This window comes from Klebsiella sp. JB_Kp004, assembly GCF_040065795.1.
In the GTDB taxonomy this organism is placed as follows: Bacteria; Pseudomonadota; Gammaproteobacteria; order Enterobacterales; family Enterobacteriaceae; genus Klebsiella; species Klebsiella quasipneumoniae.
This window is the reverse complement of record NZ_JBEAKW010000013.1, coordinates 18,861-34,223: the sequence shown is the minus strand read 5'-3', so window position 1 is coordinate 34,223 and position 15,363 is coordinate 18,861. Positions and strand designations below refer to the sequence as shown.

Below are 15,363 nucleotides of genomic sequence, written 5' to 3'. Positions count from 1 at the left end.
TGTTTGTGTGAAGTGATTCACATCTGCCGTGTCGATGGAGGCGCATTATAGGGAGTTCTCGAGCGCCCGCAATAGAAAAATGGCAGAAAAATGACTGACTGCTGCATTCCCCAGCAAAACCCCGCTTTATACCTCTTTACACACAGAATTATCCACAGGAGAGCGTCAAAACATGACCGCACGCCCCGCGGATCGGCAGCTATATAGAAGGAGAACCATCGGCCTAAAGAGAAAGATAAAAATTCGCGAGCGTTGCGCAAACGTTTTCGTTACAATGCCGCGCTATGACACGGATGCCCGGTTGGGTGCGTTAGGTGAGTTTTTAGGCAAAAACTCACCTAACGCTCTCTGTAATGTTCAAATCCTGGGGATTTAATACCATGCAACAACGTCGTCCAGTCCGCCGCGCTCTGCTCAGTGTTTCTGACAAGGCCGGTATCGTCGAATTCGCGCAGGCGCTTTCCGCTCGTGGTGTCGAGCTGCTGTCCACCGGCGGCACCGCCCGCCTGCTGGCAGATAAAGGCCTGCCGGTAACCGAAGTCTCTGACTACACCGGTTTCCCGGAAATGATGGATGGACGCGTGAAGACCCTGCATCCGAAAGTACACGGCGGCATCCTCGGTCGTCGCGGTCAGGATGATGGCATCATGCAGCAGCACGGTATCGCGCCTATTGATATGGTGGTCGTTAACCTCTATCCGTTTGCCCAAACCGTCGCTCGTGAAGGCTGCTCGCTGGAAGACGCGGTGGAAAACATCGATATCGGCGGCCCAACCATGGTCCGCTCCGCGGCGAAGAACCACAAAGATGTCGCCATCGTCGTGAAGAGCAGCGACTACACCGCCATCATTAATGAAATGGACGCCAACGAAGGCTCCCTGACGCTGGACACCCGCTTCGACCTCGCCATTAAAGCCTTCGAACACACCGCCGCGTACGACAGCATGATCGCCAACTACTTCGGCAGCATGGTTCCGGCCTATCATGGCGAAAGCAAAGAAGCCGCTGGCCGCTTCCCACGTACCCTGAATCTGAACTTCATTAAGAAGCAGGATATGCGCTACGGCGAAAACAGCCACCAGCAGGCTGCCTTCTATATAGAAGAGAATGTCAAAGAAGCTTCCGTGGCAACCGCTACCCAGCTGCAGGGTAAAGCGCTCTCCTATAACAATATTGCCGATACCGATGCGGCGCTGGAGTGCGTGAAAGAGTTCAACGAACCGGCCTGCGTGATCGTTAAGCACGCTAACCCGTGCGGCGTTGCCGTCAGCGACTCGATCCTTGACGCCTACGATCGCGCATACAAAACCGACCCGACCTCCGCGTTCGGCGGCATCATCGCCTTCAACCGCGAGCTGGATGCCGACACCGCGCAGGCGATCATCTCTCGCCAGTTTGTCGAGGTGATCATCGCCCCGTCCGCCAGCGAAGAAGCGCTGAAAATCACTGCCGCGAAGCAGAACGTCCGCGTACTGACCTGCGGTCAGTGGGAAGCGCGCGTTGCCGGTCTCGATTTCAAACGTGTCAACGGCGGCCTGCTGGTTCAGGACCGCGATCTCGGTATGGTCACCGCAGGCGAACTGCGCGTGGTCAGTAAACGTCAGCCGAGCGAGCAAGAGCTGCGCGATGCGCTGTTCTGCTGGAAAGTGGCGAAATTCGTCAAATCCAACGCCATCGTGTATGCCAAAGACAATATGACCATCGGCATAGGCGCCGGCCAGATGAGCCGCGTCTACTCGGCGAAAATTGCCGGGATTAAAGCCGGTGACGAAGGTCTGGAAGTGAAAGGCTCCGCCATGGCCTCCGATGCCTTCTTCCCGTTCCGCGACGGGATTGACGCCGCGGCTGCGGTCGGCATCACCTGCGTTATCCAGCCGGGCGGCTCTATCCGCGACGACGAAGTGATTGCCGCCGCTGACGAACACGGCATCGCCATGATCTTCACCGATATGCGCCACTTCCGCCATTAATTCATGGAGCTGCAGATGAAAGTATTAGTAATCGGCAACGGCGGGCGTGAACACGCCCTGGCCTGGAAAGCGGCCCAATCGCCGCTGGTTGATACCGTCTACGTTGCGCCGGGCAACGCAGGTACCGCGCTGGAGCCGTCGCTGCAAAACGTCGCCATCGGCGTCACCGATATTCCGGCGCTGCTGCGCTTCGCTCAGGATGAAAATATCGACCTGACCATCGTTGGTCCGGAAGCGCCGTTGGTGATTGGCGTGGTCGACGCGTTCCGTGCCGCCGGGCTCGCCATCTTTGGGCCAACCGAAGGCGCGGCGCAGCTGGAAGGCTCGAAAGCCTTCACCAAAGATTTCCTCGCGCGTCATCACATCCCGACGGCGGAATACCAGAACTTCACCGAAGTTGAGCCAGCGCTGGCTTACCTGCGCGAGAAAGGCGCGCCGATCGTCATCAAAGCCGACGGTCTGGCGGCGGGTAAAGGCGTTATCGTGGCGATGACCCTTGAGGAAGCCGAAGCGGCGGTCAAAGACATGCTGGCCGGTAACGCCTTTGGCGACGCCGGACACCGCATCGTCATTGAAGAGTTCCTCGATGGCGAAGAGGCCAGCTTTATTGTGATGGTCGACGGCGAGCACGTCCTGCCGATGGCCACCAGCCAGGATCACAAACGCGTCGGCAACGGCGATACCGGCCCGAACACCGGTGGGATGGGCGCTTATTCTCCGGCGCCGGTCGTGACTGATGAAGTCCATCAGCGCACCATGGAGCGTATTATCTGGCCAACCGTGAAGGGCATGGCCGCGGAAGGCAACACCTATACCGGTTTCCTGTATGCCGGTCTGATGATCGACAAGCAGGGCAACCCAAAGGTCATTGAGTTCAACTGCCGCTTTGGCGATCCGGAAACCCAGCCGATCATGCTGCGCATGAAATCTGACCTGGTAGAGCTGTGCCTCGCCGCCTGCGCCGGCAAGCTGGATGAGAAAACCTCCGAGTGGGATGACCGCGCATCGCTGGGGGTAGTGGTTGCCGCCGGCGGCTATCCGGGCAACTACAACACGGGCGATGAGATCCATGGCCTGCCGCAGCAGGAAGCGGCAGACGGTAAAGTCTTCCACGCCGGCACGAAACTGTCTGACGACCAGCGCGTGGTCACCAACGGCGGGCGCGTACTGTGCGTCACCGCCCTGGGCGATACCGTAGCGCAGGCGCAGCAGCGCGCCTATCAGCTGCTGACCGATATTCGCTGGGATGGCAGCTTTAGCCGAAACGATATCGGCTGGCGCGCCATTGAGCGCGAAAAGGCTAACGGCTAAGTTTCGCCAACAGCGTTTTCCGCGTAATGCCTAACTGACGGGCGGCTTCGGTTTTGTTGCCTCCCGTTTTTTCCAGCGCCGCCAGAATCACCTCTTTTTCGACTTCCACTAGCGGCTGAATCAGCCCCTCCTCGCTCCCGCCTGACGGCAGCGGCGTACCCGCAATCGCCAGCGGCAATTCCCGCCCGGAGATATAGTCCCCGGTCAGTAGCACCACCGCCCGCTCCACCGCGTTTTCCAGCTCGCGAATGTTGCCCGGCCAGGAGTAGTGGATCAGCAGATCCATCGCCTGTGGCGTGAACCCCTTTACCGCCTTACGATTGCGTTCGGCATAGCGTTTGAGAAAGTGCTGCGCCAGCGGCGGAATATCTTCCCGGCGCCGGCGCAGCGGCGGCATCTCAATAGTCACGACGTTCAGGCGGTAATAGAGATCCTGGCGAAAACGCCCGGCGCTTACCTCTTCCGCGAGGTTGCGGTGGGTGGCGGCGATCAGCCGCACATCAACGGCAAGCGTCTGGTTGCTGCCGACCCGCTGCACCTCCCGCTCCTGAATCGCCCGCAGCAGCCGGACCTGCATCAATGGTGAGATATCGCCAATTTCATCGAGGAACAGCGTGCCGCCATCCGCTTCGACAAAGCGCCCTTCACGTCGCCGATCCGCGCCGGTAAACGCCCCTTTTTCATGGCCGAAGAGTTCCGACTCCAGTAGCGACTCATTCAGCGCCGCGCAGTTGAGCGTCACCAGCGGCTTATCACCGCGCCCGCTGAAGGCGTGGATGGCGCGCGCCACCAGTTCCTTACCGGTTCCCGACTCCCCATAGATCAGCACCGTCGCATCCGAAGGGGCTACCAGCGTAATATTATTAAGAAGCGCCTGCATTGCCGGGCTGTCGCCTATCATGCCCCAACGCGAACTCGCTGCGGCGGGGTGTTCGCCCTCGCTATGCCGGGTGTGTGCCAGCGCCTGGACTAACGTCTGCTGTAACGTGTCAAAATCCAGCGGTTTAATCAGATAATCCAGCGCCCCGGACTTGATGGCCTCCACCGCCGTATCGACGCTGGAGAACGCCGTCATGATCAGCACCGGGATCGCCGGGTTATAGGCTTTAATCTCTTTTAACGTCGCGATACCGTCCATCTCCGCCATGCGAATATCGCACAGCACCAGGTCGAAGACCTGCTGATGGATCAGCTCCAGCGCCTGCAGGCCGTTGTGGGCTAATGCCACCTGATAGCCCCAGCCGCGCAGCAGCGCCTGCAGGATCGTGCAGTGGCTGATGTCATCATCGACAACCAGAATCTGTACCTTATCGCTGCTCATCTTCCCTCCGTTGAGCATCAATCGGTAGCCAAAGCGTAAATATCGCTCCAGCCCCCGGCTGACTTTCGGCGCGGATCGTCCCGCCATGTTGTTCGATAATATTCTGCACCACCGCCAGCCCCAGCCCGGTGCCGTCCGCTTTGGTGGTGAAATAGGGGGTGAAGATGGCCTGCAGCTCTTCGGCAGTCATCCCTTTACCGCTATCTGCGATGACGATTTTCATCCGCTGACGGTCAGCTTCGCTTGCCGATACGCGAATGACGCCGTCACGGCCAATCGCCTGCATCGCGTTCAGGTACAGGTTCAACAGCACCTGGTTCAGGCGGTCGGCATCGGCGTTGATCGTGGAGAGCTCCGGGCGCGGAGTGAATTGCAGCGCGATCCCGCGACTCTGCGCATCCTGGCTGATCAACTGTAATGAGTGGTGGATAAGCGCGTTGATATCCACCGGCTGATAATTTAAATGCGCGGGCCGGACCAGCTCCAGCAGTTCGCTGACCACCCGGTTCAGGCGGTCGGCCTCTTTGGCCATCACCCGCGCTAACTGATGCGACTCGCCGCCCGGCGGCGTGCGCTCGGCAAAATATTTCGCCAGCCCTTTAATCGACGAGAGTGGATTGCGGATCTCGTGCGCCACGCCCGCCGCCAGATGGCCAAGCGCCACCAGTTTCTCTTTGCGGGCCATCGCCTCCAGCAGTTGTTTTCGCGAGCGGCGATAGCGGCGGAACCAGAACTGGGCGAGGATCGTTGCCGCTGTCACCAGCGCGGCGGCGCCCAGCATGATGACCATATTCCGCTGCCCGCGGGCCTGCGCGGCATCCAGCTCACGGCTATCAAAGGCGATAAAAATCACCTGCGGGACGGTGGCTTGAGCCAGGGCACTGTCGCCGCGATTCATCATGCCCCTATGGTGGCCGTGGGCCGGATTGAGCGGGCGAAACTGGCGATAGACCTCCATGGCCGGCTGCGGCTCGCTAAGCCGCCGCCAGCGCGCCTGTTCGCCAACCGCCAGCGCACGCATCTGCGCGGGGCGGTAGAGCGTTTGGCCCACCTGCTGCGGATCGCTGTGAGCGATGATGGTGCCATTGTCATCAGTCACCGCGAACCACAGGACGCCCGGCTGCCAGGCCATCTCTTCCAGCAGGGCCTGCAGCTGCGCGTGATGCATCCGCATTCCCATGCCGACGCGCGTGCCGGACTCCAGCGCGCGGATCAGTACGCTCCCCTTCTCCTCAATAGTGTGTCGGGCGGCGGTCGTCTCACGACCGTAATCGCGGACGATCATCGCGGAGAACAGCACCACCAGCAGCACCACCGTACCGGTCAGCAGCCAGCTCAGCGCGCCAGCGGCAGCGTCCCGTGAAAAAGGTTTGATCTTCATCAGCGAGTCCTTGTCATCTCCTTTTCGCTATCAGCAGGATCTTTCAGCAGAAATCATGCCATGTTTCCGCACGGCCAAACCTGCTCTCAAACATATCGCCTGCGCTTTAGCGAGTAAAAATGACTCGCCGGTCCCGGGCGGAACGGGTCATTTTTACTCGCCTTCTCTGCCACGGCCTCGGCAGACCTGTTCGGACGGGCTTTTTCAGGCTGGCATGGAAGATGCAATACCGGGAGAAACCACACAGGAGAAAATGCCATGAAACGGAACCGTAACTTATCTCTCGCCCTCGTCGCCCTTGCCGCGCTGACCTTCGGCAGCAACGCGGCCTGGGCCAACCACCACTGGGGCAACAATAACGGGATGGGCAACCAGGGCTACAGCCAGCTGACCCAGGAGCAGCAGGCTACCGCGCAAAAGCTGCATAACGACTACTATGCGCAAACCAGCGCCCTTCGCCAGCAGCTGCAGTCCAAACGCTATGAGTACAATGCGCTGCTCACGGCGCAAAAGCCGGACAGCGGCAAGATTGAAGCCGTCGCTCAGGAGATGGAAGGCTTACGCCAGAAGCTGGATCAGCAGCGGGTGAAATTTGATCTCGCGCTGGCTGAGGCAGGCGTTCCCCGCGGCGCAGGCATGGGATATGGCGGCTGTCGCGGTAGCGGCGGCGGTCATATGGGCATGAATCACTGGTAAAGGTTAGAAGCTTTTTTCCGTCGGCTGCCAGGTGCAGAAGTTTTCATTGGCCACCAGCAGCAGTTGAGAGCCTTCCGGCGCCTCAAGCCAGGCAATGCTCACCGCGGCGGAAGCGTGGCTCTGGCGGCGTTCAATGTGCGCCAGCGCCCGACTATCGAGATCGGGCGTCACCGTCTGCCCTTCGCAGGTCAGGACGGTATGCGCGGCGGCGTTCCAGCGCCCCTGACGCAGGACGACCCGACCCTGACGGAGGGCGTCGCTGGTCTGGCGGATCTGCTCGGCGCGATAACGGTACAGCGCGACCTGGTCGCTGGAGAGCTGCTGCTTCTGCCCGTCAACTTCCCGCTGCATAAAGCTCAGATCGCCCTGCGCGTCAAAGCGGGCGCGAATATGTTCCGGCGGCTTGCCGTAAACATTGAGTTCAATAAGCGTCAGCTGATCGCCCTGCCAGCGATATTCGCTGGTCGAGGTGTCCCCGTGACGCCACGGGCTGAAGGCGGCGAGAAGATGGACTTCATCGCCAGAATCTTTACGCCAGATACGCATCGCCCCCTGGTTGTCCGCATAACCGCTGGCGGTAAACGGTGGTAGCGACGCGTTATGGCTGCAGGCAGTTAGCAACAAGATGCCCGCCAGCGCCAGAGGCCGGCGCCAGACAGACAAAAGGGGCTTAATAGCCCCTTCGATAAAACTGTTCACTGCCACGCGGTCTTACTTAACTGCGTCTTTCAGTGCTTTGCCAGAAACAAATGCCGGCACGTTAGCTGCAGCGATTTTGATCTCTTTACCGGTCTGCGGGTTGCGGCCAGTACGCTCAGCGCGGTGGTTCACTTTGAAGGTACCGAAACCAACCAGTTGAACAGCATCACCTTCTTTCAGAGACTCAGTAATTGCAGCCAGGGTAGATTCCAGGGCAGCTTTAGCCTGTGCTTTGGACAGGTCAGCTTTGTCCGCAATTACATCAATCAGTTGAGTCTTGTTCATAAGTTATCCTTACAATGTGTTTATCGCTTGCTAAGCATCGAGTGCGACGGAAATGCCAAAAAAGCACCCTCCTGCATACACGCACCGATAGCCACTTTTTTTCGCCCTCCAAATGTAGACCAGACGGGGGGCGGAATGGAAGCCTTCAGACGCTACAATTCAGGCGGTAAATCACGTTTTCTGGTCTCACTGCTGAAAATTTATACCAATATTGCTCTCGCCGGCCTCACGCAGGTCCGCGCGCAGGCCTTTTATCAGCTCAAGGTCACGCTCTTCGCAGTCGGCCAGCAGGCGGAAAATTTCCCACTGAATGTCCCATTCCTGCTCTACCGCCGGGTTCGCTTTCAGCTCTTCGTCGGTCATTTCGCGGCCTTCCTGGGTCATTTCCAGCATCGCCACGGTGGTGATGGAGGTTTTGCTCACCTCGATCGCGTGCTCGAGCGTTTCGCCGCTCAGACGGGAATGGATCAGTTCGCTCAACGCCACGCAGGCGTCTATGGCCGGATAAACACCGTACAGGTCGAAATCATCTGCCGCCGGGATTGCCTCTTCCAGTTTCTCCAGCTGACTGTCGAAATTCACCTTCGCATCTTTGACCGTCAGCGTTTCCCAGATCAGATCCAGGATACGACGGTACAGCTGGCCGTCGCCAAACTCGGTTTGCTTGCAGAACATCGCGTAGTTGGGGTACATACGCTCGCACAGGCAGGCCATAAAAGTGACATGCTGCCAGCTTTCCAGCTTCTCCAGGCGCAGGTGAATCGGGTTTTGTAACATGATGAATTCTCGAAGTCAGAAATTAGGCGCAGTGTACCTGAATCAGCTGTGATTTGCTTGCCAACGCACAAATGACGGACGACGGGACGCCACCGCATCAGCCCAGCGCGTCGGCTCGGGCAGACGATAGCCTCGCATGCAGCGTTCGACCCACATTAAGGCGCTGTCCATGCCCACCCGGTGGCCGGTGCTAATAAACAGCGGGTTGCAGCGGACTTTACTGCGCCAGACCCAGGCCAGTTGTTCATTTTTATCCATCAGCGGGGCCAGCGCGCCGGGGGCATCACCCAGTTCGCCGATTTTTCCACACAGCCGTTTTTTCGCCACCCCGATGGTCGGCACGTCGATCATCAGGCCAAAATGGCTGGCGACGCCCAGCCGCCGCGGATGGGAAATACCGTGTCCGTCAACAAACAACAGGTCCGGTTTTTGCGAAAGCTGCTCCCACGCCGCCAGCAGCGCAGGCGTTTCGCGAAACGAGAGAAAGCCGGGAATATAGGGCATGGAGGTGGCGACGCGCGCCACCTGATACTCCACCAGCTCCAGTTCAGGCCAGGTCAGCAGCACCATCGCAGCTCGGGTGACTTCCCCTTCCTGCTCAAACCCGACATCCGCACCGCCGATCAATACTGGCGGGTCGCGATCCAGTCGATCCGCCCGCTCTACCGACGCGGCTAACTGTTGCTGTTGGATACGGAGTGCGGCTAAATCCATATGGCTGATCTCCTACTGGTGATAGGGTGCGGAAAGACGATGCACCGCTTCAACAAAGACGCCCGCATGCTCAGGGTCAACGTCCTGATGGATGCCGTGGCCGAGGTTAAAGACGTGGCCTTCCCCCTGACCAAAGCCGGCGAGGATGGTCGCGACTTCTTCTTCAATACGCGCGGCGGGCGCATAGAGCATGGACGGATCCATGTTGCCCTGCAGCGCGACTTTGTTGCCCACGCGACGACGGGCATCGGCAATATCGATGGTCCAGTCGAGACCCAGCGCGTCACAGCCGGTCTCCGCCATCGCTTCCAGCCACTGACCGCCGCCTTTGGTGAACAGCGTCACCGGCACGCGGCGGCCTTCGTTTTCCCGCAGCAGGCCATCGACGATTTTATGCATGTAGTAGAGGGAGAACTGCTGGTAGTCGCGGCCGGTCAGCACCCCGCCCCAGGTGTCAAAAATCATCACCGACTGCGCGCCGGCTTTGATCTGCGCGTTGAGATACAGGGTGACGCTCTTCGCCAGCTTATCCAGCAGCGCGTGCAGCGCCTGCGGGTCGGCGTACATCATCTTTTTGATGACGGTGAAAGCCTTGCTGCTGCCGCCTTCCACCATGTAGGTCGCCAGCGTCCATGGGCTACCGGAAAAACCGATCAGCGGCACTTCGCCTTTCAGTTCGCGGCGTATGGTGCGCACGGCATTCATCACGTAGCCCAGTTCCTGCTCGGGATCCGGGACTGGCAGCTTGTCGACGTCGGCTTTGCTTTTCACCGGCGAGGTGAAGCGCGGGCCTTCGCCTGCCTCAAAGTACAGCCCCAGCCCCATGGCGTCCGGGATGGTCAGGATGTCCGAAAAGAGGATCGCCGCGTCCAGCGGGTAACGACGCAGCGGCTGGAGCGTCACTTCGCAGGCCAGCTCGGCATTTTTACACAGCGACATAAAGTCGCCCGCTTGCGCACGGGTGGCTTTGTACTCCGGTAAATAGCGGCCCGCCTGGCGCATCATCCACACCGGGGTGACATCAACCGGCTGACGCAGCAGCGCGCGCAGGTAACGATCGTTCTTCAGTTCGGTCATTTTTACATTCCTTTAGCGTTGATACGCCCAGTGTAACATGTCACTCGAACTCTGCCCGACACATCGCGACGGTATCTTCGATAAGCCGGCGCGCCACCGTCCCCGGCGGCGGCAGAAGCGGCAGATCGTCATAGCGGTACCAGTCCGCGCTGAGTAACTCTTTTTTATCCACCACGATATCGCCCTCCGCGTAATCCGCCATAAAGGCAGTCATCAGCGACTGCGGGAACGGCCACGGTTGAGAAGTCACGTAGCGCAGATTTTTCACCCGGATACCGCTCTCCTCCATCACCTCACGGGCAACGGCCTGCTCGAGGGTTTCGCCGACCTCGACGAACCCGGCCAGCACGGTGTGTACCCCATTGCGATGTCGGGTATGTTGCGCCAGCAGGATCGCATCGTCGCGACGGATAGCGACGATAATGCACGGGGCAATTTGCGGGTAGTAACGTTCACGACAGTGGCTGCACAGCATCGCCCATTCGCTTTTACTGGCATGCATCGGGTGACCGCAGTAGCCGCAAAATTTATGCGATCGATAAAATTCGGCGAGCTGGATCCCCCGTCCCGCCAGCTGAAAGAGTCCCGGATCCTGATCCAGCACCTGGCGTAACGATCCCATGTCATGGCGACGATCCTGGCGCACCATCCACACCGGATCGCCCTGCCATTCGCCGATATGCAGCGCATGCTGGCCGACAAGATCGAAATTAACCGCTTCGCCATGTGGTAATTCTCCACCTGGCAACCATAATTTTTGTTCGTGACTGACAACCCACCAGCCGCGATCTAATTTTTCAATAATACGATCCATATCTATTGCACTACCTTTGCTTCACTGGCATGTTGTTAACATTATATTTACATTTTTGGTGAGCAGATTTAAATCAAAACTAGCGGAGTCAATCATGCTAAACCAGCTGGAAAATCTGACGGAGCGCGTTGGCGGTAGTAATGAACTGGTCGATCGCTGGCTACAAGTGCGTAAGCATCTGCTCGTGGCTTACTACAATCTGGTTGGCCTGAAACCGGGCAAAGAGTCGTTTATGCGGCTAAACGAAAAGGCGCTGGATGACTTTTGCCAAAGTCTGGTGGATTACCTCTCGTCCGGTCATTTTAGTATTTATGAACGCATTATTGGCGAAATGGAAGGCGATACCCCACTTTTAGCCGCCACCCGGCTTTACCCGCAGCTGGAAGCCAATACCCAGCAGATGATGGACTACTACGATACCTGCCTCGAAAACGCCATTGATCATGATAACTACCTTGAATTTCAGCAGGCGCTGTCGGATATCGGCGAGTCGCTGGAAGCGCGTTTCGCCCTGGAAGATAAACTGATCGCCCTCGCCGTCGCCCATCATCTGAACGATGAGGTGCGCGATAATATTGCCCCGACCGCTTGAGTTGTGTGCAATTAACGAGTAGTTTACCTTCATTCCCCCTCTCCGGAGGGGATGTCATCTTGTCGGAGTGCTTATTTTCCATGTGAAGGCTAACGTGGAAAAGGCTGAGACCGTTAATTCGGGATCCGCGGAACCTGATCAGGCTAATACCTGCGAAGGGAACAAGAGTAAACTGCTGTTCGCGTCAGTCCGTCAGGGCCGATCGCATCTGTTACTCCATCCGTCGTCTGACAAGCCATGTCCTTTTCATCTGGAATGCGCTATGTCTACTACCAAACTGACCCGTCGTGAGCTACGCGAGCACGCGCAGCGATTTATCGATACGCTGGAAGGCGCTGCTTTCCCTAATTCACGCCGTATCTACATTCAAGGTTCACAAGCGGATATCCGCGTCCCAATGCGTGAAATCCAGCTCAGCCCAACCCTCGTCGGCGGCGATAACGATAACCCACAGTACGAAGCCAACGAACCGATCCCGGTGTATGACACCTCCGGACCTTATGGCGACCCGGATATTGGCATTAATGTCCGCCAGGGGCTGGCCAGGCTGCGCCAGCCGTGGATCGACGCGCGCAATGACTGCGCCCCGCTCAGCGAACGCAGCTCGGCCTATACCAAAGCGCGGCTGGCCGATGACGGCCTTGATGAGCTGCGCTTCAATAGCCAGCTGACGCCAAAACGCGCCGTTGCCGGCAAATGTGTTACCCAACTGCACTACGCCCGCCAGGGGATCGTCACCCCGGAGATGGAGTTCATCGCCATTCGCGAAAACATGGGCCGCGAACGTATTCGCAGCGAAGTTCTGCGCCAGCAGCATGCCGGCGAAGGCTTCGGCGCCCGCCTGCCGGAAAACATCACCCCTGAGTTCGTCCGTGATGAAGTGGCCGCCGGGCGCGCCATCATCCCGGCCAATATCAACCACCCGGAGTCTGAGCCGATGATTATCGGCCGCAACTTCCTGGTAAAAGTGAATGCTAATATCGGCAACTCGGCGGTGACCTCCTCCATCGAAGAAGAGGTCGAGAAGCTGGTCTGGTCCACCCGCTGGGGCGCCGATACGGTGATGGATCTCTCCACCGGCCGCTATATCCACGAAACCCGCGAGTGGATCCTGCGTAACAGCCCGGTACCGATCGGCACCGTACCGATTTACCAGGCGCTGGAGAAAGTCAACGGCATCGCCGAGAACCTCACCTGGGAAGCCTTCCGCGATACCCTGCTGGAACAGGCCGAACAGGGCGTCGACTACTTCACCATTCACGCCGGCGTACTGCTGCGCTACGTCCCGATGACCGCGAAGCGTCTGACCGGCATCGTTTCGCGCGGCGGCTCAATCATGGCCAAATGGTGCCTGTCGCACCATCAGGAAAACTTTCTCTACCAGCATTTCCGCGAAATCTGCGAAATCTGCGCCGCCTATGACGTATCGCTGTCGCTGGGCGATGGCCTGCGCCCCGGCTCCATTCAGGATGCCAACGACGAAGCGCAGTTCTCCGAGCTGCGCACCCTCGGCGAGCTGACGAAAATCGCCTGGGAGTATGACGTGCAGGTGATGATCGAGGGCCCCGGCCACGTGCCGATGCAGATGATCCGTCGCAATATGACCGAGGAGCTGGAGCACTGCCACGAAGCGCCGTTCTACACCCTCGGGCCGCTCACCACCGACATTGCGCCGGGCTACGACCATTTCACCTCCGGCATCGGCGCGGCGATGATCGGCTGGTTCGGCTGCGCCATGCTGTGCTATGTCACGCCGAAAGAGCATCTCGGCCTGCCCAACAAAGAGGATGTGAAGCAGGGGTTGATTACCTACAAAATCGCCGCCCACGCCGCCGACCTGGCGAAAGGTCACCCCGGGGCGCAGATCCGCGATAACGCCATGTCGAAGGCGCGCTTTGAATTCCGCTGGGAAGACCAGTTTAACCTCGCGCTGGATCCGTTTACCGCCCGGGCCTATCACGATGAAACCCTGCCGCAGGAATCCGGCAAAGTTGCCCACTTCTGCTCCATGTGCGGTCCGAAATTCTGCTCAATGAAGATCACTCAGGAAGTCCGCGACTACGCCGCCAGACAGGCCATCGACGCCGGCATGGCCGATATGTCGCATCACTTCCGCGCCCGCGGCGGCGAAATCTACCTGAAACAGGAGGAAGTCTGATGTATCAGCCTGATTTTCCACCCGTCCCGTTTCGTCTCGGACTCTACCCGGTAGTGGACAGCGTGGCGTGGATTGAGCGCCTGCTCGAAGCCGGGGTACGTACTCTTCAGTTACGCATCAAAGACCGACGCGACAGCGAGGTGGAGGATGACGTCATCGCCGCCATCGCCCTTGGCCGCCGCTATCACGCCCGGCTGTTCATTAACGATTACTGGCGACTGGCAATCAAGCACCAGGCCTACGGCGTGCATCTCGGACAAGAAGATCTGGAAACCACCGATCTGAGCGCCATCCGCCAAGCCGGGCTACGTCTGGGCGTCTCCACCCATGACGATATGGAGATTGATGTCGCCCTGGCGGCGCGCCCCTCTTACATCGCCCTGGGTCACGTCTTCCCGACGCAAACCAAACAGATGCCCTCCGCGCCGCAGGGGCTCGAGCAGCTTGCCAGACATATCCAACGCCTGGCGGATTACCCCACCGTGGCGATCGGCGGAATTAGCCTTGAAAAGGCCCCGGCGGTGCTGGCGACAGGCGTCGGCAGCATCGCAGTGGTCAGCGCCATCACCCAGGCGGCGGACTGGCGGGCAGCGACCGACCAGCTGCTGGCGCTGGCGGGAGCGGGCGATGAATGATCACGACTTTATGCGCTATAGCCGTCAGCTGCTGCTGGAGGATATCGCCATCGAGGGGCAGCAGAAGCTGTTAGCCAGCCGGGTGCTGATTATCGGCCTTGGCGGGCTGGGCTCCCCGGCGGCGCTCTATCTGGCCGGGGCTGGCGTCGGGACGCTGACCCTGGCCGATGACGACGCCGTGCATCTGAGCAATCTGCAGCGGCAGATCCTGTTCACCAGCGCGGATATCGATCGGCCAAAAGCCGCGGCGGCAAAGATGCGGCTCAGCCAGCTAAATCCGCAGATCAAACTGGTTGCGCTCCAGCAGCGATTAAGCGGCGAGGCGCTGCGCGCCGAGGTGGCGAAAGCGGACGTGGTGCTGGACTGTACCGATAACATGGTCACCCGCCAGGCGATCAATGCCGCCTGCGTGGCCCTCGACATCCCGTTAGTGACCGCCAGCGCCGTCGGCTTCGGCGGTCAGCTGATGGTGCTCACTCCCCCCTGGACGCAGGGCTGCTATCGCTGCCTGTGGCCGGATAGCGACGAACCGCAGCGCAACTGCCGCACCGCGGGGATCGTCGGCCCGGTGGTCGGCATGATGGGCACGCTGCAGGCGCTGGAAGCCATTAAGCTGCTCAGCGGCATGACGACGCCGCGCAACACTCTGCGGCTGTTCGACGCCCGCACCAGCAACTGGCGTAACCTGGCGCTACAGCGTTCCCGGGGCTGCCCGATTTGCGGAGGGCGGCATGCAGATCTGGTTTAACGACGAGCCGCTGGCGTGCGCCGACCATCTCAGCGTCAGCGCCCTGCTGACCCAGCTCGAACAGCTGCAGCCGGGCGTCGCGCTGGCGCTCAATCAACACATTCTGCCGCGCGACCGGTGGGAAGATCATCTCTTGCAGGAAGGCGATCGAGTCCTGCTTTTTCAGGTTATCGCTGGAGGCTGAC

Annotated in this window: 16 protein-coding genes and 1 riboswitch; of the genes, 8 read left to right on the top strand and 8 right to left on the bottom strand. The window is 59.4% G+C overall.

What is annotated here, in order from left to right; all coding sequences use genetic code 11:
- Positions 1 to 380 precede the first annotated feature (380 nt).
- Together purH and purD are read left to right on the top strand one after the other, a co-directional pair.
- Positions 381 to 1,970: a bifunctional phosphoribosylaminoimidazolecarboxamide formyltransferase/IMP cyclohydrolase gene (gene purH / locus ABLX76_RS12880; RefSeq protein WP_023291607.1), complete on the top strand. Its 1,590-nt coding sequence runs from the start codon at positions 381 to 383 to the stop codon at positions 1,968 to 1,970.
- Between the two features lie 15 nt (positions 1,971 to 1,985).
- The gene (purD, locus tag ABLX76_RS12875; RefSeq protein WP_043523029.1) at positions 1,986 to 3,281 is read left to right on the top strand and encodes a phosphoribosylamine--glycine ligase; all 1,296 of its coding nucleotides are present in this window, start codon (positions 1,986 to 1,988) and stop codon (positions 3,279 to 3,281) included.
- On the opposite strand, the gene zraR is transcribed toward purD, so the two are convergent.
- Both zraR and zraS read right to left on the bottom strand, forming a co-directional pair.
- A complete protein-coding gene (gene zraR / locus ABLX76_RS12870; protein ID WP_101978681.1) occupies positions 3,271 to 4,602 on the bottom strand; it encodes a sigma-54-dependent response regulator transcription factor ZraR in 1,332 nt (443 codons plus the stop codon). The two genes, purD and zraR, sit on opposite strands and share 11 nt — an antisense overlap.
- Positions 4,589 to 5,983 carry a two-component system sensor histidine kinase ZraS gene (gene zraS, locus ABLX76_RS12865; protein WP_348874626.1) on the bottom strand — a complete coding sequence of 465 codons (1,395 nt, stop codon included), beginning with the start codon at positions 5,981 to 5,983 and terminating at the stop codon, positions 4,589 to 4,591. Before zraS ends, zraR begins: the two co-directional genes overlap by 14 nt.
- A gap of 258 nt (positions 5,984 to 6,241) precedes the next feature.
- On the opposite strand from zraS, the gene zraP reads away from it, so the two are divergent.
- Positions 6,242 to 6,679 carry a zinc resistance sensor/chaperone ZraP gene (zraP, locus tag ABLX76_RS12860; protein WP_348874624.1) on the top strand — a complete coding sequence of 146 codons (438 nt, stop codon included), beginning with the start codon at positions 6,242 to 6,244 and terminating at the stop codon, positions 6,677 to 6,679.
- 3 nt (positions 6,680 to 6,682) lie between these two features.
- On the opposite strand, the gene ABLX76_RS12855 is transcribed toward zraP, so the two are convergent.
- The 6 genes from ABLX76_RS12855 to nudC all read right to left on the bottom strand — a co-directional run bounded on the left by ABLX76_RS12855 (position 6,683) and on the right by nudC (position 11,045).
- Positions 6,683 to 7,378 carry a DUF1481 domain-containing protein gene (locus ABLX76_RS12855; protein WP_023319466.1) on the bottom strand — a complete coding sequence of 232 codons (696 nt, stop codon included), beginning with the start codon at positions 7,376 to 7,378 and terminating at the stop codon, positions 6,683 to 6,685.
- 12 nt (positions 7,379 to 7,390) lie between these two features.
- Entirely contained in the window at positions 7,391 to 7,663 is a 273-nt protein-coding gene (gene hupA / locus ABLX76_RS12850; protein ID WP_002884342.1) for a nucleoid-associated protein HU-alpha, read from the bottom strand.
- 186 nt (positions 7,664 to 7,849) lie between these two features.
- Positions 7,850 to 8,440, bottom strand: coding sequence for a YjaG family protein (locus tag ABLX76_RS12845; protein WP_004206742.1), 591 nt, complete (start codon positions 8,438 to 8,440; stop codon positions 7,850 to 7,852).
- A 42-nt stretch (positions 8,441 to 8,482) separates the two neighbouring features.
- Entirely contained in the window at positions 8,483 to 9,154 is a 672-nt protein-coding gene (nfi, locus tag ABLX76_RS12840) for a deoxyribonuclease V (RefSeq protein WP_023291601.1), read from the bottom strand.
- A gap of 12 nt (positions 9,155 to 9,166) precedes the next feature.
- Positions 9,167 to 10,231, bottom strand: a complete 1,065-nt coding sequence (gene hemE, locus ABLX76_RS12835) for a uroporphyrinogen decarboxylase (protein WP_348874622.1) — start codon at positions 10,229 to 10,231, stop codon at positions 9,167 to 9,169.
- 40 nt (positions 10,232 to 10,271) lie between these two features.
- The gene (gene nudC / locus ABLX76_RS12830; protein WP_023291599.1) at positions 10,272 to 11,045 is read right to left on the bottom strand and encodes an NAD(+) diphosphatase; all 774 of its coding nucleotides are present in this window, start codon (positions 11,043 to 11,045) and stop codon (positions 10,272 to 10,274) included.
- 94 nt (positions 11,046 to 11,139) lie between these two features.
- Between nudC and ABLX76_RS12825 the strand changes: the two genes are divergently transcribed.
- The 5 genes from ABLX76_RS12825 (at position 11,140) to thiS (ending at position 15,362) form a co-directional block, all read left to right on the top strand.
- The gene (locus ABLX76_RS12825) at positions 11,140 to 11,637 is read left to right on the top strand and encodes an Rsd/AlgQ family anti-sigma factor (protein WP_023291598.1); all 498 of its coding nucleotides are present in this window, start codon (positions 11,140 to 11,142) and stop codon (positions 11,635 to 11,637) included.
- 53 nt (positions 11,638 to 11,690) lie between these two features.
- Positions 11,691 to 11,815: riboswitch (TPP riboswitch) on the top strand.
- Positions 11,816 to 11,899: 84 nt separating this feature from the next.
- Positions 11,900 to 13,795: a phosphomethylpyrimidine synthase ThiC gene (thiC, locus tag ABLX76_RS12820; protein ID WP_048296413.1), complete on the top strand. Its 1,896-nt coding sequence runs from the start codon at positions 11,900 to 11,902 to the stop codon at positions 13,793 to 13,795.
- Positions 13,795 to 14,430 carry a thiamine phosphate synthase gene (gene thiE, locus ABLX76_RS12815; protein ID WP_101978687.1) on the top strand — a complete coding sequence of 212 codons (636 nt, stop codon included), beginning with the start codon at positions 13,795 to 13,797 and terminating at the stop codon, positions 14,428 to 14,430. Before thiC ends, thiE begins: the two co-directional genes overlap by 1 nt.
- Complete coding sequence (thiF, locus tag ABLX76_RS12810; protein WP_101978688.1) at positions 14,423 to 15,178, top strand: thiazole biosynthesis adenylyltransferase ThiF; 756 nt, start codon at positions 14,423 to 14,425, stop codon at positions 15,176 to 15,178. The genes thiE and thiF overlap by 8 nt, the downstream gene beginning before the upstream one ends.
- Positions 15,162 to 15,362, top strand: a complete 201-nt coding sequence (gene thiS, locus ABLX76_RS12805; RefSeq protein WP_017901114.1) for a sulfur carrier protein ThiS — start codon at positions 15,162 to 15,164, stop codon at positions 15,360 to 15,362. The genes thiF and thiS overlap by 17 nt, the downstream gene beginning before the upstream one ends.
- Position 15,363 lies beyond the last annotated feature (1 nt).